The 22118-nt window shown below is 36.6% G+C and carries 25 protein-coding genes and 2 tRNA genes; 20 read left to right on the top strand and 7 right to left on the bottom strand.

Going from position 1 to position 22118, the window contains the following annotated elements:
• Positions 1-81: 81 nt before the first annotated feature.
• Entirely contained in the window at positions 82-459 is a 378-nt protein-coding gene (gene mscL / locus FC56_RS06315) for a large-conductance mechanosensitive channel protein MscL (RefSeq protein ID WP_056978438.1), read from the bottom strand.
• 135 nt (positions 460-594) lie between these two features.
• Between mscL and FC56_RS06310 the strand changes: the two genes are divergently transcribed.
• The 6 genes from FC56_RS06310 (at position 595) to FC56_RS06285 (ending at position 5412) form a co-directional block, all read left to right on the top strand.
• Positions 595-846 (top strand): hypothetical protein, encoded by a 252-nt coding sequence (locus FC56_RS06310; protein ID WP_056978437.1) that lies wholly within the window; start codon positions 595-597, stop codon positions 844-846.
• Complete coding sequence (locus FC56_RS06305; protein WP_056978436.1) at positions 824-2674, top strand: S53 family peptidase; 1851 nt, start codon at positions 824-826, stop codon at positions 2672-2674. Before FC56_RS06310 ends, FC56_RS06305 begins: the two co-directional genes overlap by 23 nt.
• 32 nt (positions 2675-2706) lie before the next feature.
• Complete coding sequence (locus FC56_RS06300; RefSeq protein ID WP_056978435.1) at positions 2707-3390, top strand: CPBP family intramembrane glutamic endopeptidase; 684 nt, start codon at positions 2707-2709, stop codon at positions 3388-3390.
• A 107-nt stretch (positions 3391-3497) separates the two neighbouring features.
• The gene (locus tag FC56_RS06295; protein ID WP_082620594.1) at positions 3498-4529 is read left to right on the top strand and encodes a DUF1002 domain-containing protein; all 1032 of its coding nucleotides are present in this window, start codon (positions 3498-3500) and stop codon (positions 4527-4529) included.
• An 80-nt stretch (positions 4530-4609) separates the two neighbouring features.
• Positions 4610-5302: a DUF2238 domain-containing protein gene (locus FC56_RS06290; RefSeq protein ID WP_056978434.1), complete on the top strand. Its 693-nt coding sequence runs from the start codon at positions 4610-4612 to the stop codon at positions 5300-5302.
• 26 nt (positions 5303-5328) lie between these two features.
• Positions 5329-5412, top strand: a tRNA-Leu gene (locus FC56_RS06285).
• 535 nt (positions 5413-5947) lie between these two features.
• On the opposite strand, the gene FC56_RS06280 is transcribed toward FC56_RS06285, so the two are convergent.
• Positions 5948-6268 carry a DUF898 family protein gene (locus tag FC56_RS06280; RefSeq protein WP_054671874.1) on the bottom strand — a complete coding sequence of 107 codons (321 nt, stop codon included), beginning with the start codon at positions 6266-6268 and terminating at the stop codon, positions 5948-5950.
• Between the two features lie 218 nt (positions 6269-6486).
• On the opposite strand from FC56_RS06280, the gene FC56_RS08160 reads away from it, so the two are divergent.
• Positions 6487-6630: a hypothetical protein gene (locus FC56_RS08160; protein WP_156410666.1), complete on the top strand. Its 144-nt coding sequence runs from the start codon at positions 6487-6489 to the stop codon at positions 6628-6630.
• A 36-nt stretch (positions 6631-6666) separates the two neighbouring features.
• Here the strand turns inward: FC56_RS08160 and FC56_RS06275 are convergent, their stop codons facing one another.
• Together FC56_RS06275 and FC56_RS06270 are read right to left on the bottom strand one after the other, a co-directional pair.
• The gene (locus tag FC56_RS06275) at positions 6667-7767 is read right to left on the bottom strand and encodes a DNA/RNA non-specific endonuclease (RefSeq protein ID WP_056978460.1); all 1101 of its coding nucleotides are present in this window, start codon (positions 7765-7767) and stop codon (positions 6667-6669) included.
• 198 nt (positions 7768-7965) lie between these two features.
• Positions 7966-8184, bottom strand: coding sequence for a CsbD family protein (locus FC56_RS06270; protein ID WP_054671876.1), 219 nt, complete (start codon positions 8182-8184; stop codon positions 7966-7968).
• 184 nt (positions 8185-8368) lie between these two features.
• Here FC56_RS06270 and FC56_RS06265 point away from each other — a divergent pair, with 184 nt between their 5' ends.
• The 5 genes from FC56_RS06265 to FC56_RS06245 are packed head-to-tail and all read left to right on the top strand — an operon-like array spanning position 8369 to position 10259.
• Positions 8369-8620: a GlsB/YeaQ/YmgE family stress response membrane protein gene (locus tag FC56_RS06265; RefSeq protein WP_056978433.1), complete on the top strand. Its 252-nt coding sequence runs from the start codon at positions 8369-8371 to the stop codon at positions 8618-8620.
• Positions 8621-8632: 12 nt separating this feature from the next.
• A complete protein-coding gene (gene amaP, locus FC56_RS06260; protein WP_056978432.1) occupies positions 8633-9178 on the top strand; it encodes an alkaline shock response membrane anchor protein AmaP in 546 nt (181 codons plus the stop codon).
• A 14-nt stretch (positions 9179-9192) separates the two neighbouring features.
• Positions 9193-9381, top strand: a complete 189-nt coding sequence (locus tag FC56_RS06255; protein WP_054671891.1) for a DUF2273 domain-containing protein — start codon at positions 9193-9195, stop codon at positions 9379-9381.
• 14 nt (positions 9382-9395) lie between these two features.
• Entirely contained in the window at positions 9396-9815 is a 420-nt protein-coding gene (locus tag FC56_RS06250; RefSeq protein ID WP_056978431.1) for an Asp23/Gls24 family envelope stress response protein, read from the top strand.
• A gap of 18 nt (positions 9816-9833) precedes the next feature.
• Positions 9834-10259: an Asp23/Gls24 family envelope stress response protein gene (locus tag FC56_RS06245; protein ID WP_054671897.1), complete on the top strand. Its 426-nt coding sequence runs from the start codon at positions 9834-9836 to the stop codon at positions 10257-10259.
• Positions 10260-10306: 47 nt separating this feature from the next.
• On the opposite strand, the gene FC56_RS06240 is transcribed toward FC56_RS06245, so the two are convergent.
• Complete coding sequence (locus tag FC56_RS06240) at positions 10307-10801, bottom strand: hypothetical protein (RefSeq protein WP_054671900.1); 495 nt, start codon at positions 10799-10801, stop codon at positions 10307-10309.
• 56 nt (positions 10802-10857) lie between these two features.
• Entirely contained in the window at positions 10858-11091 is a 234-nt protein-coding gene (locus FC56_RS06235; RefSeq protein ID WP_056978430.1) for a hypothetical protein, read from the bottom strand.
• A gap of 208 nt (positions 11092-11299) precedes the next feature.
• Between FC56_RS06235 and asnB the strand changes: the two genes are divergently transcribed.
• From asnB to FC56_RS06215, 4 genes are all read left to right on the top strand, one after another.
• Positions 11300-13180 (top strand): asparagine synthase (glutamine-hydrolyzing), encoded by a 1881-nt coding sequence (asnB, locus tag FC56_RS06230; RefSeq protein ID WP_056978429.1) that lies wholly within the window; start codon positions 11300-11302, stop codon positions 13178-13180.
• A 20-nt stretch (positions 13181-13200) separates the two neighbouring features.
• Positions 13201-14736, top strand: coding sequence for a UDP-N-acetylmuramoyl-L-alanyl-D-glutamate--2,6-diaminopimelate ligase (locus FC56_RS06225; RefSeq protein WP_056978428.1), 1536 nt, complete (start codon positions 13201-13203; stop codon positions 14734-14736).
• Between the two features lie 5 nt (positions 14737-14741).
• On the top strand, positions 14742-15992 hold the full coding sequence (locus FC56_RS06220; RefSeq protein WP_056978427.1) for a carboxylate--amine ligase: 1251 nt from the start codon (positions 14742-14744) through the stop codon (positions 15990-15992).
• A 153-nt stretch (positions 15993-16145) separates the two neighbouring features.
• Entirely contained in the window at positions 16146-16871 is a 726-nt protein-coding gene (locus FC56_RS06215; protein ID WP_054671917.1) for an aspartate/glutamate racemase family protein, read from the top strand.
• Positions 16872-16909: 38 nt separating this feature from the next.
• Here FC56_RS06215 and FC56_RS06210 read toward each other — a convergent pair whose 3' ends face one another.
• On the bottom strand, positions 16910-17290 hold the full coding sequence (locus FC56_RS06210) for a DUF1516 family protein (protein WP_082620592.1): 381 nt from the start codon (positions 17288-17290) through the stop codon (positions 16910-16912).
• A gap of 72 nt (positions 17291-17362) precedes the next feature.
• Here FC56_RS06210 and FC56_RS06205 point away from each other — a divergent pair.
• The 4 genes from FC56_RS06205 to FC56_RS06190 all read left to right on the top strand — a co-directional run bounded on the left by FC56_RS06205 (position 17363) and on the right by FC56_RS06190 (position 22065).
• A tRNA-Gly gene (locus FC56_RS06205) sits at positions 17363-17433 on the top strand.
• A 260-nt stretch (positions 17434-17693) separates the two neighbouring features.
• Positions 17694-19388: an arginine--tRNA ligase gene (gene argS, locus FC56_RS06200; RefSeq protein WP_056978426.1), complete on the top strand. Its 1695-nt coding sequence runs from the start codon at positions 17694-17696 to the stop codon at positions 19386-19388.
• A gap of 129 nt (positions 19389-19517) precedes the next feature.
• Complete coding sequence (locus FC56_RS06195) at positions 19518-21647, top strand: PBP1A family penicillin-binding protein (RefSeq protein WP_056978425.1); 2130 nt, start codon at positions 19518-19520, stop codon at positions 21645-21647.
• 73 nt (positions 21648-21720) lie between these two features.
• The gene (locus tag FC56_RS06190; protein ID WP_054669980.1) at positions 21721-22065 is read left to right on the top strand and encodes a YlbF family regulator; all 345 of its coding nucleotides are present in this window, start codon (positions 21721-21723) and stop codon (positions 22063-22065) included.
• Positions 22066-22118: the final 53 nt, after the last annotated feature.

Genomic DNA, 22118 nt, shown 5'->3' with positions numbered 1-22118 from the left:
CAATCTTAAATCAATGTGAAAATAAGCGCAATTAATTAGTATTTCAAATAAAAAAACCGCCTCCAAACGGGCGGTTTAAAATTATTTATTAGATTGATCTTGGTCCTTTAACAACGCTCTAATATCAGCAAGAATGCTTTCGGTAGTTTCTGGAGAATCAGCTTCTTCTTTTTTAGGCAATAATGAATTAATGGCTTTAACTAAGATAAAGACAACGAATGCAATAATCAAGAAATTAATAATAGCATTAATAAATGATCCATATTTAAATGTTGCATCACCCACCTTAAAAACTAAGTTAGACAGGTCAATTTTTCCTAAAAATAAACCAATTAATGGATTAATTAAGTTGTTGGTAAGGGAGGTAACGATGGCCGTAAAAGCACTCCCAATAATAACCCCGACTGCTAGATCAATGACGTTTCCACGAGCAATGAATTCCTTAAACTCTTTTAACACAATAAATCCTCCAATGTTACAAAATATTTTTTTAATGTTATCTATATTAAACACTGAAAATAACTCTATAACAACAGTCATTTTCAAGATAGCTGTGGTAAGATACATATGAATAACATGTGTGAGAGTGACAAGATGAAAAAATGGAGTTTGCCTTTAGCAGTGACGATTACGTTGCTTATAGTTTTAATAATGATCTACATAACTATCAATTTTGATATTGGTATGTGGATGTTTGTTTTACTGTGGTTATTAATAATAGCCGTTATTCGGGTAATTTTTACCCCAATTTTAATTCGAGTATTTATGAATATCGATAGAAAAAAAGAGTTGCTTGCTAAGCAAAAACAGGGAGATGATGGGGATGAAAAAACGGACAGGAGTTAAAGTGGCAACTGCGGCATTTTTAACGTTAATTGCCCTAACTGGTAGTGGCACTGCCAGCGCTAAAACCACTTATAAGGCGGTAAGTGCTTCTAAAAATCAATTAGTTGATATTGTGTTAAAACCGAGAAGCCAGTCCGCAATGGGGAGTTATGCTTACCAAGTAGTAACCCCTAGCAGCAAAAATTACCATAAATATTTAACTTCTAAACAAGTAAGTAGTAAATATGGGCAAACCACCGCTAAAGTGAATGCCTTGAAAAAATACCTTAAGAAGTATCACTTAAAAGCTGGAGTTTACAGTGGCAACATGGTGATGGTAGTGAAGGGTTCTACTAAAAATGTAGAAAAAGCGTTTAAAGTTAAACTGTATAACGTAAAGTCAAACGGTAATTCATATCAAAAAGCTAAAGGGACTCCAAAACTACCTACTAGTCTTCAAAAAAGTACAATGGCTATTTTTGGCCTCTCCAATTACAATTCTATGTCTGAAAACGGTAAGATCCAAACTAAGGGACAGTATCAACCACAGGTGATCCATAAACGGGCCTCTATTATTACTAACTCTGATTCACCCCAAAAATTTATTGCAAAATATAATCTAGGTAGTTTGTACAGCAACGGAAACGAGGGTAATAATCGAACTATGGGAATCATTACCTTTGCTAACTTCCATCCTAGTGATGCTACTAAGTATTGGCGTAGTGAAAATATCTCGGCTAAGAAAAACCGAATTAGTGTTTACCGGACTAATGGGTATAAGGGAAGCTGGTATGGTTATGATGAATCTACAATGGATGTAGAACAAGCTGGTGCTATTGCCCCTAAGGCTAACATTAGAGCATATGTTGGACGTTCAGACGTTACTGGAATGGTGAATTCTGTTGCTGCAGCCGTTGGTGAAAATAAAGTAGATACACTTTCAATTAGCTGGGGACAAAGCGAGCAACAGGTAGCTGCTGAAATTAAATTAGGCACTACTCCTAAACAGTACAACCAGATTATGAATTTATTATATGCACAAGCTGCAGTCCAAGGAATTAGTGTCTTTACTGCTAGCGGAGATAGTGGGGCATATGATGGGATTCAAGAAGGACAATCACCAGCATTGAATGTAGATATGCCTGCTAGCTCTCCATTTGTAACAGCGGTAGGTGGAACCACGTTACCTAAATCATATCAGGTAGATGGTAAAACGGTTAAAATTACTAAGGAACGAGCTTGGTCTTCTGACTTTTTGTACCCTAACTATAAGAAACAGGAATTCTTCTCGAAATCAGCTAAGTTAGCTAGCTACTTTACCGGAACGGGTGGTGGCTTTAGTCGTTACAATAAAACACCAAAGTATCAACGAGGATTTAGCGGAGTTGGTACTTATGATGCCACCCAACTTTGGCAGATTAAGTCTGGTAGCATTAATTTGCTGAAGAAGGCTAAAAAAGTTAGTGGTAACAAAACCGGGCGTAACGTCCCTGACCTAAGTGTTAATGCCGATCCTAATACTGGGTATAGTACTTATATCAGTTCGGCTTCTCGCGCCGGTAAAAACGGCCAGTGGTATATTGCCGGAGGAACTAGCATTGCTGCTCCTCAAGTAGCGGCGGCTAGTGCTGTAATGAGTAGTAATACTAAATCTCGATTAGGATTTTGGAATCCACAAATTTATCGATTTGCCAAGACTAGTAGTTCACCGTTTACTGTATTAGACAGTCGTACTAATAATTCTAATTTGTATTACACTGGTCAGCCTGGCAAAAAATATAATCAAGCAACTGGTTTAGGAACCGTTGATTTTACTAAGTTGTTAGCTAAATTTAAATCACAAAAATAAGAGCGCAAGCTCTTTTTTATTTAAGGAGAATTATGAAAACTAAATCTTGGAACTTTAGTGAGAAAATCATTGCTTTAATTGGTTTATTAATTGTGGTGGCGGTAGTCCAATTACCAATTCAGATCATTGCTGTAAAATCGTTAACCAACTGGGCTAATTTGGCGTTAGGCATTGGTTATCTTGCGGGCTTTAGTTTGGCTATTTGGTTTGCTTATTGGGCATTTAGCCATGTTCGTCAAATACTCAAAAATAGATTATCCGTTAAGGATTTTCAAACGATTGTGGTAACTTGGCTGCTATTTATGGTAGTTCAAATTGGCTTAGGAATGGTTAATCAGCTACTCTATCAACAAACCCAAACTAGTAATAATCAAGCAATCATTACAATTTTACGAAGTAATCCTTGGGCGTTATGGTTAATGTCTTTTACAGCCATATTTATGTCACCGATTTTAGAGGAACTAATTTTTAGAGGATATTTAATTAATGCTTTTTTCAGTGAAAAAACAAAATGGTGGGGAATTTTTACTAGTGGGGTACTATTTTCTTTAGGTCATCAACAGGGATTTAACGTAATTAGCTTTTTAATCTACGCTTCGTTAGGGTGGTTATTATCCTATACTTATGTAAAAACGCAGAAAATTCAAGTTTCTATTGGAGTGCACGCTCTCAATAATTTATTTGCAATGGGAATCATGATTTTAACCGTGCATTAGATTCATCATTTTTTCTTAACGGGGATTAAGAATCGTTAAGGAATAGCACAAATTTATATTAGAATGCTAAACTTAAGGACAAATTTCAGTAATAGCGAGGGTTAATTATGAAAAAAATAAATGCACTTTTAATTATGGTGGCAGTGCTAGGAATTGGTACTGCAGTAGCTAAACCAGTTCATGCGGCTTTGACCACTAATAGTTCTGAAAGTACTACTGCCACTTCTGATTCTAGTAGTTCGGATAGTACAGAAGCTGTTCAAACCAAAGCACTGACCAGTCCATACGTAGTTTACGGTGCAGGATTAGCATCAGAAGACAAAGACCAAATCAAAGAAACACTAGGAGTAAGTTCTAACTATAAATCTTTAACTGCGACTGGTTCTGATTATGCTAAGTATATTAACAGCGCTGGAACTACCGATGCTAGCATGATCAGTTCAGTAGCATTGGCACCAGCTGATCCTGGTACGGGAGTTAAGGTTAATATTGAAAAATTTAACGGCCAAGATAATATTACGGAAGTAACTTCTCAGCAGTATGCTATGGTAGCAACAATGGCAGGAGTTAACGATGTTATTATTACCGTTACCGCTAACAAATCGGTTTCTGGTGAATCAGCCTTAACCGGGGTTTATGAGGCATTGGCTGCCGATGGCATTTCGTTAGATAATCAAAATACTCAAGCTGCCAACGGGGTTTTAGATGCTACCCAATCAGCAATCGATCAAAATAGTAGTGATGACAAGTATCCCGGTAAATTGATGGGAGCTGTCGGAAACGTTTCTTCTGAATTAGCTGAAGACCACCAAAAAAATGGTGACTATGCAACTAATGAAGAAATTAAGCAAATGTTAGAAGACGAATTAGATAAGCAGGGCATTAAGAGCGATACTTCTGTAACTGTAATTAATAATATTGTGGTAGCGTTAGCTAACGTACAAAAAGCACCAGTATCTAACACTAAGTCCTACGTTAAAAATGCTTCTAAAGTGGCCGATGAAATCTCTAACTCGGTTGGTGATAAGATGGCGGATTTAAGTGATTTCGCCAACAGTGAAGACGCAAAAAAAGCAGAAGGGTTCTTAGCTAACATTTGGAATAGTATCGTTTCCTTCTTCCAAAATCTGTTTAACTAAAGGCGTCGTTCGTTTCTCTAAGTACCAAGTGTTGTATACTAATTATAAGATAATTATTTACTTCCAAAGGGGAGCTTAGAATGAGAAAAATTGAACACAAAGTAAGCATTTGGTTTTACATTGTTACGGTTTTATCCATGGCCTGGTATGTTGGCTATTATGGTTGGTTTTATAGTCAAGGAAAGCCGAAGTTCCATGATCAAAAGTTGTTGTTAATGGAGGTAGGGGCTGGTATTTTAATTGCCACCTTACCGTTTGTAATGGAAAAATTGGGCGGATTTTATTTTCCTGAAGTCGAGTTAGTCTTTTTCTATATTTTCCTGTACTTATCCATTTTATTAGGGTCAGGAATGCAGTTCTACAGTGTGCCCTACTGGGACAAGTATGAACATCTATTCTCAGCAGTGATGCTTGCTGGGCTAGGGTTTGGAATTTTTAATGTTTTAGGAGCTGGACGCCAAAAAGCTCGAACTGAACCACTATTGATGAGCTTTTTTGCCTTTACTTTCGGCACTACACTGGGAGTCTTTTGGGAATTTTATGAATTCACAATGGATGGTTTAGCTAACTTAAACCTACAGCGTTACATGGAAGCAGGACACATGTTAGTGGGAAGAGCGGCACTGATGGATACCATGGGTGACTTAATTGCCGACGTAAGCGGATCTTTATTGATGGCGTTAATTGGGTATATCATTATGAAAATTGATCCAAGTAAAATTAGTGCGTTGGTCTTTAAGTCTAAAAAGATAAGTATCTTTTCAAATCTTTAAAATTGGGGTATAATTATTCTATTGTTGCCCCGATGGCGGAATTGGCAGACGCGCAGCGTTCAGGTCGCTGTTTGAGTAATCGAGTACAGGTTCGAATCCTGCTCGGGGCATTCAGTAGAATAAATTAATTCACTTTAAATCATTAAAAATCACCGTAATTCCTTGAAAATAAGGGACTTACGGTGATTTTTTGTTTTAGTCTTTTATGAATTAAAATGAATTTGATGGCTACAAATTGGCTACGAGTACTAAATATGCTCAATAGCATTGATAATTTCTACGTGTTTATCGGCTTCTCGTGCTTCAATTTCTTCAAACATATGCTCATAGGTTCGATGAGTAACTATCGTATTTTTGTGGCCAAGTCTTTTGGCAATGTTTACGGGATCAATACCTTGCGCTAATAATATACTTGCATACGTGTGACGAAAAAATGGATAACATAAAAGGTGAAACTTTAGGAATACATATTTGAACAAGGGGAATGAACCATGACTTGTTCAGTCTGTTTAATAAAGTTATATGAGATGGCTACAGCAGTGTACCAAATCCGTATGACAACAATGTTCGAATCCTGCTCAGTTAGAATATTATAAAAAAGGAACTCTATCAGGTCAGTGTTTGATAGGGTTCCCTTATTTTCATCTAATTTATAAATGTGGTGTTCTTGGCTTTCCAATCCGTTAGTTTGATATTGACCCAAAAAAGATAAATTCCCAGTGTAATAATACTAAGTATTAGCCACTTGATCCAATTACCAAATAAACCAATCGCACTTCCGGTAAATTTCATTCTATGGCCATCGATAACGGTATGATTGATCTTCCAACCGTATAACATTACTACTGACCAAGGATATAAAATTCCTAGTGAGACAGTAGTAATAATAAATCCTAAAATAGACCAGCCAATTAATTGCAGTAACCCGCCGTCAAAAAATGAATTCCTACCATGTTTTTCTTCCATACAGTAGATCTCCTATAAATATAGTATAATATCTTAATTATTAATTTAAGCATACATAATTACTTTAACTATTACAATCTTAATCCCCGAGCAGGCGTCGAACCTGTGAATAATCTCTACAACATTACTCTCAATTTTTTGTACTAAGCTTTATTTCAATCCCTTTTATTAAAATGTGCTACAATATTCGTTTAAATAAAAGAGAGCTGGTGACTTAAATGGAACCTAAAGGAATTAAATATTGGGTGACCGTCAACGGACAAACAATTATTAAAGCAGACGCTCCTGATTGGGCTAAAAAGGAATTTTTAGCCTATCAACAAATGTTGCGATCAGAACAAGATAAAAGAAGAGTTATTTAAAAAAGGAATCACGATTAAATATCGTGATTCCTTTTTTTATGGTCTAGCGTATTGGTTACCACGGCTGGCTTTAGTAGCACCAGTTGCTTGGGCTGCAGCCACTGTTTCGTAAGTATAATTTTGCGGATTAGTAACGCGAGAATAATACTTCTTACTTTCAGAAACATAAACTTTTCCGGCCTCTGCTACTGTCCATTCCTCATCTTGAGCGGGAGTAGAATTAGTGACAGATGCAGCTTGATTGTTGGTATTGTCGTTAGAACTGGCAGTCCGACTAGTAGTTTCTTCTTCTTTAGAGGTATTCGCATTAGAACTTTTTTGGTAGATCGGAGCGTTATCAGATCCATCGTTATAGTTGATCTTAATGCCTTCCACCGAATTTAAAACTACCACTTCAGAATTTAAAACATTATCTGAAGATTTGATTTCTATCACGGATCCTCGTGGAATTGGTTCGTCGTTGTAGTAAAGGGGAGTAGTTTCGTAATTAATGGTTTGATCGGTATTAGGATGTTCTTTCCAATAGTTTTCGGCTAGTTCTTCAGCATAGCGCATACCACCATTCTGATCAGCCCCCACATTTTGAGGACGAGTTCCGGTAGTGAAGTTATTTGCAGAAGTGTATGATTTTTCCCCTAATAAACTATCAGCAATTGAATGACTTCGATTATAGAGGTAACCATGATAAGTACGCCCGGTTAGACTATACGAAATTGCCACAATTTTATTGGTAGGCCACATAGCTGGCTCTAATGGAGTGCCTTGGCGACCACCTTGTGAGTTACGATATTCATTATATGTGAGGACAGCTCTAGCCGTGGTAGCTCTTCCGTGACTATCAGCTGCAAAGCGATAGTCACCAGCTTTTAAATGTTTAAAGCCGGTCAATTTAGCTTGGCCATTAACCCAATAGTAATTTTGGGTAGGGCCAGCTGATTCTTGATCAGTATAACTTATTAACTTGGTTAAGATTGAATGATAGTTGTTCTGCTTTGACTTAGATTTACTGAGTTGGTTGACCGTGGTTTTCGAGTGGTTAGTATCACTAATTTTAACTGGGCTAGACGATGAATTGTTTCTTGCGGTTTCGGTACTAGGTTCACTGCACCCTGTTAATAAGCCAACGGAAAGTAGCATTGTCAATATTAATGCAAAAGGCGACTTGGTATGTTTATGTATCAAAATAATCCTCCGATGAATAATAAATATTTAAGCTTAACAATATGAATTTACTTAAAGTATTATAACTATCCATTTAAATGAGATCAATAACAACATTAATTATTATTGACCAAAATAAAAACCGCCTAATTTCTAGGCGGTTAAGAAAGTAAACTACTTTTTATTTTTCTTATCTAATTTTTCTTTTGCGTCATCGATTGCGTCAGATGCGGCTTCCTTTGCATCGGTAAGCTTATCTTTAGCTTTTCCAAGAAGTCCTTCGGCTTTTCCTTGGGCTTCTCTAGTCTTATCGTCAGTGAGTTTTCCTTCGGTTTCTTTTACTTTTCCTGAAACCTTGTCTTTAGTACTATCGAGTCTATCGTCTAATGCCATATCAGTGACCTCCTTATAATTTATATATTTATTGTCTCAATCGTGGTAAGGAAAATCAAATTAGACGCTTGTTGAAACAGCTATATTTTAGTAAGTGAAAGCGTTCTTTTTGCACTTTTATTTTTACCTAATCTATAATAACGATAAATCATTAATAATGAATTAATTGAAAGGAGAGATATATATGTTTGGATGGTTATGGTCAATTATTGTTGGTGCAATCATCGGAGCAATTGCAGGAGCGGTTACCAATCGAGGTAGTTCCATGGGTTGGATTGCTAATATTTTAGCCGGGTTAATTGGTTCGTGGTTGGGTCAAACCCTATTGGGAACTTGGGGTCCAAGCTTAGCCGGAATGGCATTATTCCCTTCAATTCTGGGAGCAATTATTTTAGTATTAATTGTTTCTGCACTATTTGGGATGCGTAGTAAATAAGGCGGTGTTCTTATGCGAGCATACAACAAGATAATATTTATCATTGTAGGTATTGTTCTGCTAGTAACTTCAATTTATTTTATTGGTTTTTGGATTGACATTCCAAAAGTTTCTTTATGGCTTAGAGAAACTACGGAAAACAATCAAGAATGGCTTCGCTATCTAGGGTTTGTTTCAATGATACTAATTGGTTTAGTGGGATTAGTCTTGGTAGCCTTGGGCATTTTTAGACCAATTACCAGACCTAAACTAGTATTGACTGACTCCAATGGTAGATTAGAGGTTCCTCAACATGTTTTAGAAAAAAATTTGAAGTATAAACTAGCTGAAAAATACAATGTAATTGCGCCGGTAGTGGGTATTAAATTACAGCGTAATCAAAAAGCAAAAGTCAAAATTAAAGTCGAAGCAACTAAAAATCAAAACGTGGAACAATTAGCAAATCAAATTAATGAGTTTGTTATTGATTATTTAAGTTCCCAATTAGATTTGAAGGTTGTTAAGCCAGTTACCCAAATTACTCCGGTAAATAGATCACGTCCAGTTAACGTGATTTAAAGGGGGGTGCTGATATGAGTAACGGATTAATCGGAGCCGTCTTGGGAATTATTTTAGGAATTGTCTGGGTATTTCAGGGATTTTGGTCAGCTGTCTTAGTCGCTGCTTTAGGAGTAGCGGGGTGGTTAATTGGACGGTTTATCAAAATTGATCTGGGTGCTTTAAGACAAAAGATCGGACAGTTTTTAACTAGGCAATCTTAAGGAGGCGTTTTGAAATGGATAATAGCAAATCAAAAATTCAAACTAAACTAACTTTCGATGACAATGTAATTAAAAAAATTGCCGGATTAGCTTCCCGCAATGTTGATGGGGTGCTGTCACTAGAGGGCGGGATGCTAAGTAATTTAGGCAATAGATTTCGGAGCGATTCAGATCCTACTCAGGGTGTGGACGCACAAGTAGGAGAACAACAAGTTGCAATTAGCCTCAATATTGTAATCGAATACGGTAAAGATATGCGTCAAGTCTTTCAACAAGTTTGCCAACGGGTACAACAAGATTTAGAACGACTAACCGGATTAGAAGTAATCGAGATCAATGTACAAGTTGACGACGTGATGAGCAAACAAGAATGGCAAGCGCAAGCATCTGGTAAGCCTAATTCAACTGTTGACACAGAAAATAAAGTTAAGTAATTGAAAGGAGAAACGCATATGGCTACTGAAGCAACAAATAAATTAGAACCTAAACAAGTGGTGGTATTTGACGATGAAGTTTTAGAAAAAATTGCCGGAAAAACAGCAAGTGAAATTGATGGTATTTTGGGACTGCAAGGTAACGTATTTGAAAATCTTTCCAGTCGGTTAACTACTAGTGACAATCCTGAAAAAGGGGTAACCATTGATTTGGATGCCGAGCAAAAACAAGTAATAATCGAAATGGCTGTGATTTTAGAATATGGTAAAAAAGCCGATGATATTTTAGATCGGTTAACCAATAAAGTTACTAGTGCGGTTAAATTGATGACCGGTTATCAAGTAACTGAAGTTAAGTTAGATGTTAAAGACATGTTGACTAGAGAAGAATGGCAACAAAAGAACAGCGATAAGTCTAAAAAGAAGAGTAAAGAACATGACTAAACTAAAATAAAAGGCCTGACTATAAAAAGTCAGGCCTTTTATTTTAGTTAAAATCTTTGAACGTAGAAACTACCGTCTTCTAGATTAACGTATTTTTTGCTTTGAAATTGTTGCTTAGTATTATAGGTAAAGAATGCTGCGTAGTAGCTAGTGGGATCGGTAATTTTACCTTGAGTAGACTTAACTCCCTTGGCTTGATTTTTAATATTAGCTCCTCGAGTTAATCCCATGTATTTATTGTGATACCAAGTGATTTTGTTGGATTCCTTAGTAGTATAGTAGTGAACGTTGAATTTTCGTTGCATTTGTTTTAAAGAATATTTGGTGGTATAAACGCCACCTTTCCAGTTAATCTTATGGCTAGTGCTGTTAGCCATGGATGCATCGGAACTACTATTACTACTGCTAGTCTTCTTGGCAGTTTGAGAGGTGCTTGATTCTGATGATGAACTGGATTGCTTAGAGCTGTTACTTGAAGAACAAGCAGCTAGGAAAAAGGGAATAGCTGCTAAAGCAGCTAGAGTAGCGATTCTTTTTTTCATAAAAATAATTCCTCCAAATATTAAACAATAGAAAATCCCCAAAACAGGGGACTTTCTTAAAATCGTTCGTTAATTTTGTAAGCTTCACCGTTGGTAGTATTGGTATCATTTACAACGTCGTCGGCTAAGAAAATTTCAAATTCGGGTTTATTTACCCCTTTAACGACTAAAACCGATTTGGCTTCGTTGTTATTTTTTTCTTTGTAGATTTGTGCGCTCTTGATAGCTTCATTGTAGTCATGAAAATTGCCAATTGAGTCTGCAGGATTGAAAAATACGATTTCATTCATTTAACTCACCCCTCGGTCTTTTTTCCATTATAACCTATAATTTTCCAAAGCAAAAATGTAAACTGCAAATTAACTTCTTTTTTTAAGAAATTGTTATCCTACTAGTATTAAATGCCCATTATCTGTTAAAATGAAGACTACTTAAATTTTGCGGTCAGTTACCAAATGATCGAAAAACCAATCTATCTATTTAAAAGGAGATCAGCATATGTGCGGATTTGTCGGCTATGTAAATCAAGAAGATGTGCCTGAGGAAACGATTAACCATATGGCGGACCGGATTAAACACCGGGGACCAGATGATGAAGCGTACTTCGCCGATGGCAAAGCAGCTATGGGATTTCGGCGGTTATCAATTATTGACCTTGCCCACGGTAAGCAACCAATGTTTAACGAGGATGAAACCAAGGTTTTAACTTTTAACGGTGAAATTTATAACTATCAAGAAATCCGAAAAGAACTACAAGATATGGGTTACCACTTTAGAACTGATGTAGATTCAGAAGTTTTAATTCATGGTTACCAAGCTTGGGGTGCTGATCTGCTCCAAAAATTACGAGGAATGTTTGCGTTTGTTATCTATGATAGCAAGACTCAAGAAGTCTTTGGGGCTCGTGATCACTTTGGAATCAAGCCATTATATTACTATGATGATGGTGATACCTTTATGTGGGGTTCAGAAATCAAGTCATTCTTGGAACATCCTAACTTTAAGAAGGAATTAAATCTTAGCTTGTTACCAATTCATTTAAGCTTTGAATTTATTCCATCTAGTGAAACGATGTTTAAGAATGTATTCAAGGTTTTACCTGGTCAATACTTCTTACACAAAGATGGTAAGACTGAAACTCACCACTACTACAAGTTTAACTACGATCACATCGATGAAACTCAAACAGTTGAAGAAGATGCTGATAAGATTGAAAAATTAGTAGATAACTCTGTTAAAGCCCACATGATTGCCGATGTTGAAGTTGGTAGTTTCTTATCTAGTGGGATTGACTCCAGTTATGTTTTAAATGAAGCATCAAAACTAAAACCAATCCAATCATTTTCTATTGGTTTTAAGAATTCTAAGTACAGTGAATTAAGCTGGTCTACTGAATTTGCTAAGGAAATTGGGCAAAAGAATACTGAAATTTACATGAATGGTGACGATTACTTCGATATTTTACCAACCATGATGTATTACATGGATGAACCACTTTCTAATCCATCTGCTATTCAACTTTACTACTTAACTAAGCGGACCTCTGAAAGCGTTAAAGTAGCCTTATCTGGTGAAGGGGCCGATGAATTCTTTGGTGGTTACAATACTTACTTGGAAGCCATTCCATTTGAACGCTACCAAAAAATGGTGCCAAAGCCAATTAGAAAAGTTTTGGGAGCTGTTGCTGGTAAAATGCCTCGTTTCCACGGTAAACGATTCTTAGTTCGTGGTGCTCAACCATTGAGTGAACGTTATTACCGGGTTAACTATGTCTTTAACTATGACGATAGAAATAAAGTCCTTAAAGATCCTAGTTTAAATCGTGATTCTGGTGCTTACACTCAACATATCTTTGATGATGTGGCTGGTAAGGACGAAATGACTCAAATGCAGTATTTCGATATTAATACTTGGCTACCATTCGATATTTTGCACAAGGCAGACCGGATGTCGATGGCTAACTCTTTAGAAGTTCGGACTCCATTAGTTGATAAAGAAGTGGCTGCATTTGCTGCTACAATGCCGGTTAACACCCGAATTACTCCTGACGAAACTAAGATTTCTTTGAGAACTGCTGCTGAACGGCAATTACCTAAGAAAACTGCTTTGAAGGAAAAAATGGGCTTCCCATCACCAATTGCAAGTTGGATTAACGATCCTAAGTATCATGAACGAATCGTGAAAACTTTCCATTCTGATACTGCTGAAAAATTCTTTAATACTGCGGAATTGGATCGGTTACTTGACGAACATTCTAATGGTAAGTCTAATATGCAAAAGATCTTTACTATCTACACCTTTATTTTGTGGTACCAAGTATACTTCCCAGAAGATACTAGCGAAAAAACGATTGATTTAGTTCATCGGACACAAGTTTAGACACTAGGGTGGTTGATAGAATGCCTCAGATTAATGTAGGTAAGATTTTAACTTTGTTAAAAGAACATAACTTGTTAGTTACTAGTGATTTAAGTGCTAATCTAGGTGCTGACTTTACTCAAGTAACCTATGATTCTCGTCAAGTAACAGAACAAACTTTGTTTTTTTGCAAAGGAAACTTTAAAGTTGAATTTTTAGAATCCGCTCAGGCTAAGGGAGCTCAAGCTTACGTTAGTGAGCAGCGTTATGAGACTAACTTACCAGCAATTATAGTTACTAATATTCAACAAGCAATGGCAGTCTTAGGAGCGGCATTTTATGATTTTCCGCAAAATAAGTTAAATATTATTGCGTATACCGGTACCAAGGGGAAGACGACGGCTGCATACTTCACTAATAGCATTATGCAACAACGATTTACGGGCCAAACCGCTTTATTTTCAACTATTAATACGGTAGTGGGAAATAAAATGGATGATACCTTTAAATCAAGTTTAACAACTCCGGAATCATTAGATCTATTTAAAAATATGGATCGAGCTGTTAATAATGAAATGCAACAATTAGTTATGGAAGTTTCTTCTCAAGCTTATAAAAAAGACCGTGTTTACAATTTAAAATATGACATTGGCGTTTTCTTGAATATTTCACCTGATCATCTGGGTAAAAATGAACATCCAACGTTTGCTGATTATCTCCATTGTAAAGAGCAATTATTAGTTAATTCCAAAGTTTGTGTAATTAATGCGGAAACTCAGCATTTACGTGATATTTATGGTGCAGCTAAGGCCACTTCTCAACCAGAAGATATTTATTTATTTGCTCGCAAAGGTGCTGAAATTACGGATAATATCCCCGTAGACGTTGAGTTTGAAGCAATCAGCGATACTTTAACCGACAATGTTATTTCAGTATCAGCAGTTAGCGAAAAGGCTAAACAATTGAATTTAACTGGGCAGTACGAATTGAGTCTTCCTGGTGATTTTAATGAAGTAGATGCAACTGCAGCAATTATTACGTCTGCTCTTTCAGGATTAAGCCAAGATGATATCCGAATGGGGTTACAGTCCACCGTGGTTCCTGGTAGAATGGAGACATACGAAACTAATAATCATGGAACTGTTTACGTTGACTATGCACATAATTATGCTAGTTTTCACTCTTTATTGGGATATTTAAAATCTCAAGCTCCGAATGGTAGAATTATCGTGGTAACCGGTAGCACTGGGGACAAAGGTGAAGATCGTCGTTATGGAATTGGCAAGGCAATTGGTGAATCAGCTGATGTTGCTTTGCTGACTGTCGATGATCCGGGGACCGAAGATCCTGCTGAAATTGCTAGAACAATTGCTGATAACATTCAAAATACTGCTGTTAAGCATGAATATGTGGCTGATCGTAAAACGGCAGTTGAACAGGCAATTAAAATGAGTACCCCTGATGACCTGGTAGTAATTGCAGGTAAGGGTCATGATCCTTACCAAAAAATTAATAACCAAGATGTACCATATGAAAGTGATTCAGTCATTGTTAAACAATTCGTGAAAGGAATGTGACAGATATGGACCAAACAACACCAGCATTTACCCCGATTTTGTTAGGAAGCGATTTTAACGCTTATGGTATGGCCAGAACATTATATGAAATTTATGGCAAGCCAGTTAAAACTTTTGCTGAAGTTAACTTAGCTCCAACTAGATATTCTAAAATTGTTGATATGGAATTTATCGATGGTTTTGCAGAAGATCCTGTATGGTTTGAAACCATGTTGAAACTTAAGGAACGTTATAAGGATGCGGAAGGTCCAGTTATCCTGATTGCCTGTGGGGATGGTTATGCCGAATTAATTTCTCGCCACAAAGCAGAACTTGAAGATGTCTTTGTGTGCCCATACATTGACTATGATTTGATTAAAAAGCTTAACGATAAAGTTAGTTTTTATGAAATGTGTGAAAAATTCGATATGCCATACCCTGGTACTCGAGTAATCACCAAAGAAATGTACGATAACCATGAAGAAATTGACCAACCATTTGAATACCCAGTTGCTTTGAAAGCTGCTAATAGTGTGGAATGGTTAGACGTTCATTTTGAAGGCCGGAAAAAAGCCTTTACTATTCAAAATGAAGCAGAGTTGAAAGACATCATTGCTAAGTCTTACGACAATGGTTACAAGTCTGAAATGATTTTACAAGACTTTATTCCTGGTGATGACAGTAATATGCGTACTTTGAATGCTTATGTAGGCAAGGATCACAAGGTTAAATTGATGTGCCTAGGTCACCCAATTTTGGAAGATCCCGCACCTGCTGCTATTGGTAACTACGTTGCCATTATGCCAGAGTACAATGATACTATTTATGATCAAATTCAACACTTCTTGGAATCAATTAACTACACTGGATTTGCTAACTTTGATATGAAGTATGATCATCGTGATAAGCAATACAAGTTGTTTGATATGAACATTCGCCAGGGTAGAAGTAGTTTCTTTGTTTCCCTCAATGGTTACAAGTTAGCTGATTGGGTAATCCAAGACTATGCTTATGACTCACTTAGTGATAAAGAAGCATTACGGGCTAACAAAGATACTAATAACTACTTCTTGTGGTTAGGAGTTAACCCAAGTACTTTTGAAAAATATGCTAAAGAAAGTGAAGTTACCGATCATGCCATTTCTCTAATTAAAGAAGGCCGTTGGGGTTCAACTTTCTGGTACGGTAAGGATAAAAATCCTAAGCGTTACGCACTTTATAAATGGGCAATGCACAATTATGCCGTTAGTTTCAAGAAATATTTTGTTGCTAAATAATTCTTCAAAACGTTCTTCTATTGCAGAAGAGCGTTTTTTATTAAGTTAAAATTAAGGCCTCCTGACAACGTTTTACAAATATGCTACAATCTACAAAACGGAAGATTCACAAACACGCTAAGAGCGGAAAAATATACACAAGGTGATATTACTATGGAAAACTTCTTTACAATTATTGGTGGTATGGGAACGGAAGCTACCGAAACCTTTATTCATATTTTAAATGAAAAGACTCCGGCAACTAAGGACCAAGATTATTTAGATTACATTTTGGTAAACAATGCAACGATTCCTGATCGGACCGCTTATATTTTGGATCACAGTAAGCCTAATCCATTTATTCCTTTGTCTGAAGACATTAAGCAACAAAGTAAATTGGGTCCGGACTTCTTTGCAATTCCATGTAATACCGCTCATTACTTCTATGAAGACTTACAAGCTTTAACCGATGTACCTATTTTGCATATGCCACTTGAAACCGTTAAGGAAATTAAGGTTAAATTCCCTAATGCTAAAAAAGTGGGCTTAATTGCTACGCAAGGAACTTTACATGATGGTATTTATGATCAACCAATCATTGATGCGGGTTACGAATTAGTTAAACCAGCAGAAGATGATATTGTGGCTAAGAAAACAATGGAATTGATCTATGATGATATTAAAGAAAAGAACGAAGTAGATGCTGATCTCTATCACGAAATTTTAAATGAAATGGTTAACAATAGAGGATGCGATGTAGTTATTCTAGGCTGTACTGAACTTTCAGTAGCTGAAGAACGAGCTGGTAGCGCTGGCTTTAATGTTTTAGATGCTCAATCAGTGTTAGCAGAACACTGTATTGATCTGGAACTTAAAAATCGAGCAGCAGCTAACAAGTAATAAAAAAAGCTAACACGGTTTGTGTTAGCTTTTTTATTTTAAAAGAAATTAATGACAGTTTGGATGAACAATGCTAGGGTGATTAACAAAAATAATATCCAAATCGAATAACTCTTAACAGTAGTGGTTCTACGTCTGCTAAAAATCATTTCGGTTCCCAAAATAATGACTAAGGTTAGGATAATTTCAAATACGGTTAAAAAAGGGTGACGGCTATATGATCTAATACCAATCACCACTTGACTGATAATGACAACTAAGTAAAATAAGCGTATTCGAATTAATTTTTTGATGATTTGTTTTTCAATTGATTGGCTTAGTCCTGATTGCAATAACAAAATAAAACATGCCCAGGCTAAAAAGTTAATTAAGATCCACATCTGCTTCACTCCTTCGTTTTTAGTATCTAATTTCCCCATTCAAATTGCAACTGCTTTAATAAAAATTACTGACAGCTTTTTAATTTAATGATACAATAATCTTTGTTGATTGCGGGTGTAGTTTAGTGGTAAAATCCAAGCTTCCCAAGCTTGTGTCGCGGGTCCGATTCCCGTCACCCGCTTAATGAAGATTACTTCATTGAGTTTTATAGAAACAGTTTAACGATAAAAGAGTAGTAAAAAGGTAGTTTAGTAAAGCGAGTTTGCGTTGGTGAAAGGCAAACCTAAATCCTTTTGAAGGCGTGCTTTTTAGAACTAAAAAAATAATAAAGCGGATAGAAATATCAAATAGAGTGGTACCGCGGGTTAACTCGTCTCTTACAATTATTTATTAATTGTAGGAGTTTTTTTATTTTTATCGCAAATTTTGGAGGAATACACAATGGATTATAAAGCGCAAGTAACTAATTCAATTTTACAGGCACTAGGGACCGATGATCTAACTTCTGCTGAAGTGTATCAAAAATTGGAACGTCCTAAGGAACTGGCAATGGGAGACTTAGCTTTTCCTACCTTTACATTAGCTAAAACCATGCATAAGGCGCCTAACATGATTGCAGAAGAATTAGTAGCAAAGATTGATACTGCTGCTTATGAAAAAGTAGAAGTAAAGGGTGCCTACATCAACTTCTTCTTGGACAAAGCTCGTTTTAGTAATGAAGTTTTGACCACTATTACTGAAGAAGGCGTGGCCTATGGGCAAAATGATAATGGTAAGGGCGGTAATGTGCCAATTGATATGTCCTCACCTAACATTGCTAAGCCAATTTCAATGGGGCATTTACGTTCTACTGTTATCGGAAATTCAATCGCTAAGATTTTAAGTAAAAACGGTTACCATCCAATTAAGGATAATCACTTGGGTGATTGGGGAACTCAATTTGGTAAGTTAATTGTAGCCTACAAAAAATGGGGTAACGAAGACGACGTTCGTAAAGATCCAATTAATAACTTGGTTAAGTACTACGTTAAGTTCCACGTAGAAGATAAAGAACATCCTGAATTAGATGATGAAGCTCGAGAAGTATTCAAAAAGCTTGAAGATGGTGATGAAGAAACTACCCAACTTTGGGAATGGTTCCGAGAAGAATCACTTAAGGCCTTTAATGAAGTTTACGATAAGTTAGGGGTAACTTTTGATACCTATAATGGAGAAGCTTTCTACAATGATAAGATGAATATCGGGATTGATATCTTAAAGGATAAGAATCTCCTTGAAGAATCTCAAGGTGCTCAAGTGGTTAAGTTGGATAAATACGACTTGAACCCAGCCTTGATTTTAAAGAGTGATGGCGCTACTCTTTACATTACTCGAGATATCGCTACGGCAATTTACCGTGATCGTACTTACAAGCCAGCGATGAACCTTTACGTGGTTGGTTCAGAACAAACCTACTACTTCCAACAATTAAAAGCAGTCTTATTAGAAATGGGATTGCCATCTGCTGAAAATCTTCACCACATTCCATTTGGATTGATTACTGTGAACGGGAAGAAACTATCAACTCGTTCTGGTCGTATCATTTTGTTGGATGAAGTGTTGGATGAAGCTATTGAATTATCACAAAAGCAAATTGAAGAAAAGAATCCTAATCTACCTAATAAAGAAGAAGTCGCTAAAGAAGTTGGGGTTGGGGCTATCATCTTTGGTGATCTTAAGAACGAAAGAACTAATAACATCGACTTCGTTTTAGAAGATCAATTACGTTTTGAAGGGGAAACTGGTCCTTACGTTCAATATTCTCATGCTCGAGCAGAAAGTATTTTACGTAAAGCTAACCCGGTTGATTTCCATAGTGCAGACAAGCACCTAAGTGACCCGAATGCTTGGGAAACTATCCAAATCCTTAATGATTTCCCTGTAGTAGTTGAAAGTGCCTGCAAAGATTTCGAACCATCCGAAATTGCTAAGTACTCATTGAAATTAGCTAAAGCCTTCAATAAATACTATGCTCATTCTAAGATTTTAGTAGAAGATGACCAATTAGCTGCTCGTTTGACGTTAGTTAAATCAGTTTCTACGGTCTTAAAAGAATCACTTAATTTACTTGGAGTTAAAGCTCCTGACGAAATGTAATTTAAAAAAACCATCCTTTCGGGATGGTTTTTTAATTTTAAAGCCCACGTTAAATTTAACTAAGAAAAATTTGCTTTTCTAATGAATATGGTACAATAGTCCTGCTTTATTAAGAGGAGTAAACAATATATGAGAAATCAAAATAATAGTTTTGGGTCACGCTTGCTGCAATGGCTAAAACCACGCTGGCAAAGATTCAGCAAAGTCTTTCGCTATTATTGGGGAAAGTGGCACTTTACTCAATGGCTGTTAGTGGCTTTTTTAAGCATTGCCTTGATTTTAAGTGGATACTTAACTTATCAAGCTAAAATGGCACACGTCGAAAATTTGGAGTCGTCGCTGGCTCAAACAACTGAGATTATGGATTCTAGTAATCAAAAAGCGGGAGAACTATACGCTCAAAAAGGAACGTACGTGAAATTAAGTAAAATTTCACCAAACATCTCTAAAGCTGTATTGTCTACTGAGGATCGTAATTTTTATAAGGAATATGGTTTTTCAATTAAGGGATTTGGTAGGGCAGCGTTATTATACCTTCAAAATAAGCTGCTTCACAGAGATTATATTAGTGGTGGAGGGAGTACCTTAACTCAGCAATTAGTTAAAAATGCCTATTTATCTCAGGAACAAACTTTAACCAGAAAGTTAAAAGAATTGTTCTTATCCATTCAAGTGGAAAACGTCTATTCCAAAAATGATATTTTAACCATGTATTTGAATAACGCTTACTTTGGTAATGGGGTCTGGGGAGTTCAGGATGCGTCTAAAAAGTATTTTGGGACCAATGCTAGTGTTTTAACGGTTCCTCAGGCAGCAGTTTTAGCGGGAATGTTAACTTCTCCAAGTGCTTATAATCCTATTGACCACCCACAAGCTGCTAAGCAACGGCGAAACGTTGTGTTGCAATTAATGGTGGAAAACAAACAAATTACTCAAGATCAAGCCAATGAATATAAGCAAACTCCAATAGAAGTAGTGGATGCCTATGTCCACAAAGATGGCTATAAATATCCGTATTACTTTGATGCGGTGATTGATGAAGCCATTAATAAGTATGGTTTGACAGAATCAGAAATTATGAATAAGGGTTACAAGATTTATACTAACCTGAACCAAGAACAACAAACGGCAATGCAGACTAATTTTGATAATGATGCTTTATTTCCAGCTAATGCTAGTGATGGAACTAAAGTCCAAGCTGCTTCCGTTGCGGTAAGTCCTTCTACCGGCGGTGTCCGGGCAGTTGTTGGTGGTCGAGGAGAGCATGTTTTTCGTGGTTATAACCGAGCTACTCAAATCAAGCGTCAGCCGGGATCGACAATTAAGCCAATTGCCGTCTATACTCCGGCCCTTCAGTCCGGTTATAATTTTGACTCTGAGTTAGTCGATAAGCATAAATCCTATGGCTCTAATCATTATGCACCCAAGAATTACGATAATATGTATGCTGGTCAGATTCCAATGTATGAAGCATTAGCTCAAAGTAAAAATGCTCCAGCGGTTTGGCTATTAAACCAAATTGGCGTTAATAAAGGTTATCAGTCAGTGAAGAAGTTTGGGTTACCGGTCACTAAATCTGATGATAATCTGGCCTTAGCCTTAGGCGGACTGTCAACCGGTGTGTCACCACAGCAATTAGCTAGTTCTTATACGGCATTTGCAAATGAAGGCACCTTAATGAAGCCGTATTATATCAGAAAAATTGTAGATTCTACTGGCAAAGTGGTGGTTGATAATACTAAGAAACCGGAAGGCAAGAAGATCATCTCTAAGGATGTTGCCAAGCAAATGACTAGTATGATGTTAGGGGTCTTTACCTCTGGTACCGGGGTGGATGCCCAGCCTGCTGGTTATTCTGTAGCCGGAAAAACTGGTAGTACCGAAGCTGATTCTAGTGCCACTGGTCAAGCCACTAAGGATAAGTGGATTGTGGGTTATACCCCTGATTTAGTAGTTGCAACCTGGGAAGGATTTGACAACACTAATTCAGAACACCATCTAGAAAATTTAAGTGGTACTGGGATGGGAGCACTCTTTCAAAGTGAAATGGCAGGGATGCTACCGTACACTAAAAACTCTGAATTTGATACTAAAGATGCGCAGTCTATTATAGCTGACAGAAATAAGAACAAAGATAGTGGAGACTCTGGTTTCTGGGGCAGCATTCAAAAGAAGGCTGGCGAGTATGTGGATGACATTGGCCAAGGAGCTGATGAAATTAAACAAAAAGCGGCTGATTTCCTCAGTAGATTATTTTAAAATTAGAAACGGTTTCAAAAAAAGCTAGTCGATGTGGTAAAATAAAACTATTAATGAAAAGGTGGAACTAAAAATGGCTGATAAAATTATGGAAACAGCAACTGAATTACAAAAAGAACTTAAAAATACTCCTCAATTTGAGGAATTAAAACAAGCTTACGGTAACATGAAGGCAGATACTAAGAGCTTTGATTTATTCAAAGATTTCCAAGAAGTTCAATTAAACCTTCAAAAGAAACAAATGGCAGGGATGGAACCTTCTGATGACGAATTAAAGCAAGCTCATGATCTTGCTAGCCAATTGGAAAAGGTTCCTGCAATTACGGAATTGATGAATAAAGAACAAGCCGTAAACCAATTATTGGGTCAAATTAACCAAGTAGTTACTGAACCAATTTCTGACTTATACCGTAACTAGTTATTCAAAACGCCGGGGCAACCAAGTTCCCGGCGTTTTTCGTATATTAAAAT

Source organism: Lentilactobacillus senioris DSM 24302 = JCM 17472 (genome assembly GCF_001436555.1).
Classification (GTDB): Bacteria; Bacillota; Bacilli; order Lactobacillales; family Lactobacillaceae; genus Lentilactobacillus; species Lentilactobacillus senioris.
This window is presented reverse-complemented; position numbering and strand designations above follow the sequence as displayed.

Excerpts from the sequence above, each read along its gene's own strand:
- FC56_RS06215 (WP_054671917.1), top strand. The coding sequence starts at position 16,146 with ATGGAAAACTTCTTTACAATTATTGGTGGTATGGGAACGGAAGCTACC.
- FC56_RS06300 (WP_056978435.1), top strand. The coding sequence starts at position 2,707 with ATGAAAACTAAATCTTGGAACTTTAGTGAGAAAATCATTGCTTTAATT.
- asnB (WP_056978429.1), top strand. The coding sequence starts at position 11,300 with ATGTGCGGATTTGTCGGCTATGTAAATCAAGAAGATGTGCCTGAGGAA.
- FC56_RS06250 (WP_056978431.1), top strand. The coding sequence starts at position 9,396 with ATGGATAATAGCAAATCAAAAATTCAAACTAAACTAACTTTCGATGAC.
- FC56_RS06190 (WP_054669980.1), top strand. The coding sequence starts at position 21,721 with ATGGCTGATAAAATTATGGAAACAGCAACTGAATTACAAAAAGAACTT.
- FC56_RS06305 (WP_056978436.1), top strand. The coding sequence starts at position 824 with ATGAAAAAACGGACAGGAGTTAAAGTGGCAACTGCGGCATTTTTAACG.
- FC56_RS06290 (WP_056978434.1), top strand. The coding sequence starts at position 4,610 with ATGAGAAAAATTGAACACAAAGTAAGCATTTGGTTTTACATTGTTACG.
- FC56_RS06270 (WP_054671876.1), bottom strand. The coding sequence starts at position 8,184 with ATGGCATTAGACGATAGACTCGATAGTACTAAAGACAAGGTTTCAGGA.
- FC56_RS06210 (WP_082620592.1), bottom strand. The coding sequence starts at position 17,290 with ATGGGGAAATTAGATACTAAAAACGAAGGAGTGAAGCAGATGTGGATC.
- FC56_RS06235 (WP_056978430.1), bottom strand. The coding sequence starts at position 11,091 with ATGAATGAAATCGTATTTTTCAATCCTGCAGACTCAATTGGCAATTTT.
- FC56_RS06280 (WP_054671874.1), bottom strand. The coding sequence starts at position 6,268 with ATGGAAGAAAAACATGGTAGGAATTCATTTTTTGACGGCGGGTTACTG.
- FC56_RS06275 (WP_056978460.1), bottom strand. The coding sequence starts at position 7,767 with ATGCTACTTTCCGTTGGCTTATTAACAGGGTGCAGTGAACCTAGTACC.
- FC56_RS06220 (WP_056978427.1), top strand. The coding sequence starts at position 14,742 with ATGGACCAAACAACACCAGCATTTACCCCGATTTTGTTAGGAAGCGAT.
- FC56_RS06240 (WP_054671900.1), bottom strand. The coding sequence starts at position 10,801 with ATGAAAAAAAGAATCGCTACTCTAGCTGCTTTAGCAGCTATTCCCTTT.
- FC56_RS06310 (WP_056978437.1), top strand. The coding sequence starts at position 595 with ATGAAAAAATGGAGTTTGCCTTTAGCAGTGACGATTACGTTGCTTATA.
- FC56_RS06195 (WP_056978425.1), top strand. The coding sequence starts at position 19,518 with ATGAGAAATCAAAATAATAGTTTTGGGTCACGCTTGCTGCAATGGCTA.
- FC56_RS06255 (WP_054671891.1), top strand. The coding sequence starts at position 9,193 with ATGAGTAACGGATTAATCGGAGCCGTCTTGGGAATTATTTTAGGAATT.
- amaP (WP_056978432.1), top strand. The coding sequence starts at position 8,633 with ATGCGAGCATACAACAAGATAATATTTATCATTGTAGGTATTGTTCTG.
- FC56_RS06265 (WP_056978433.1), top strand. The coding sequence starts at position 8,369 with ATGTTTGGATGGTTATGGTCAATTATTGTTGGTGCAATCATCGGAGCA.
- argS (WP_056978426.1), top strand. The coding sequence starts at position 17,694 with ATGGATTATAAAGCGCAAGTAACTAATTCAATTTTACAGGCACTAGGG.
- FC56_RS06225 (WP_056978428.1), top strand. The coding sequence starts at position 13,201 with ATGCCTCAGATTAATGTAGGTAAGATTTTAACTTTGTTAAAAGAACAT.
- FC56_RS06295 (WP_082620594.1), top strand. The coding sequence starts at position 3,498 with ATGAAAAAAATAAATGCACTTTTAATTATGGTGGCAGTGCTAGGAATT.
- FC56_RS06245 (WP_054671897.1), top strand. The coding sequence starts at position 9,834 with ATGGCTACTGAAGCAACAAATAAATTAGAACCTAAACAAGTGGTGGTA.
- FC56_RS08160 (WP_156410666.1), top strand. The coding sequence starts at position 6,487 with ATGGAACCTAAAGGAATTAAATATTGGGTGACCGTCAACGGACAAACA.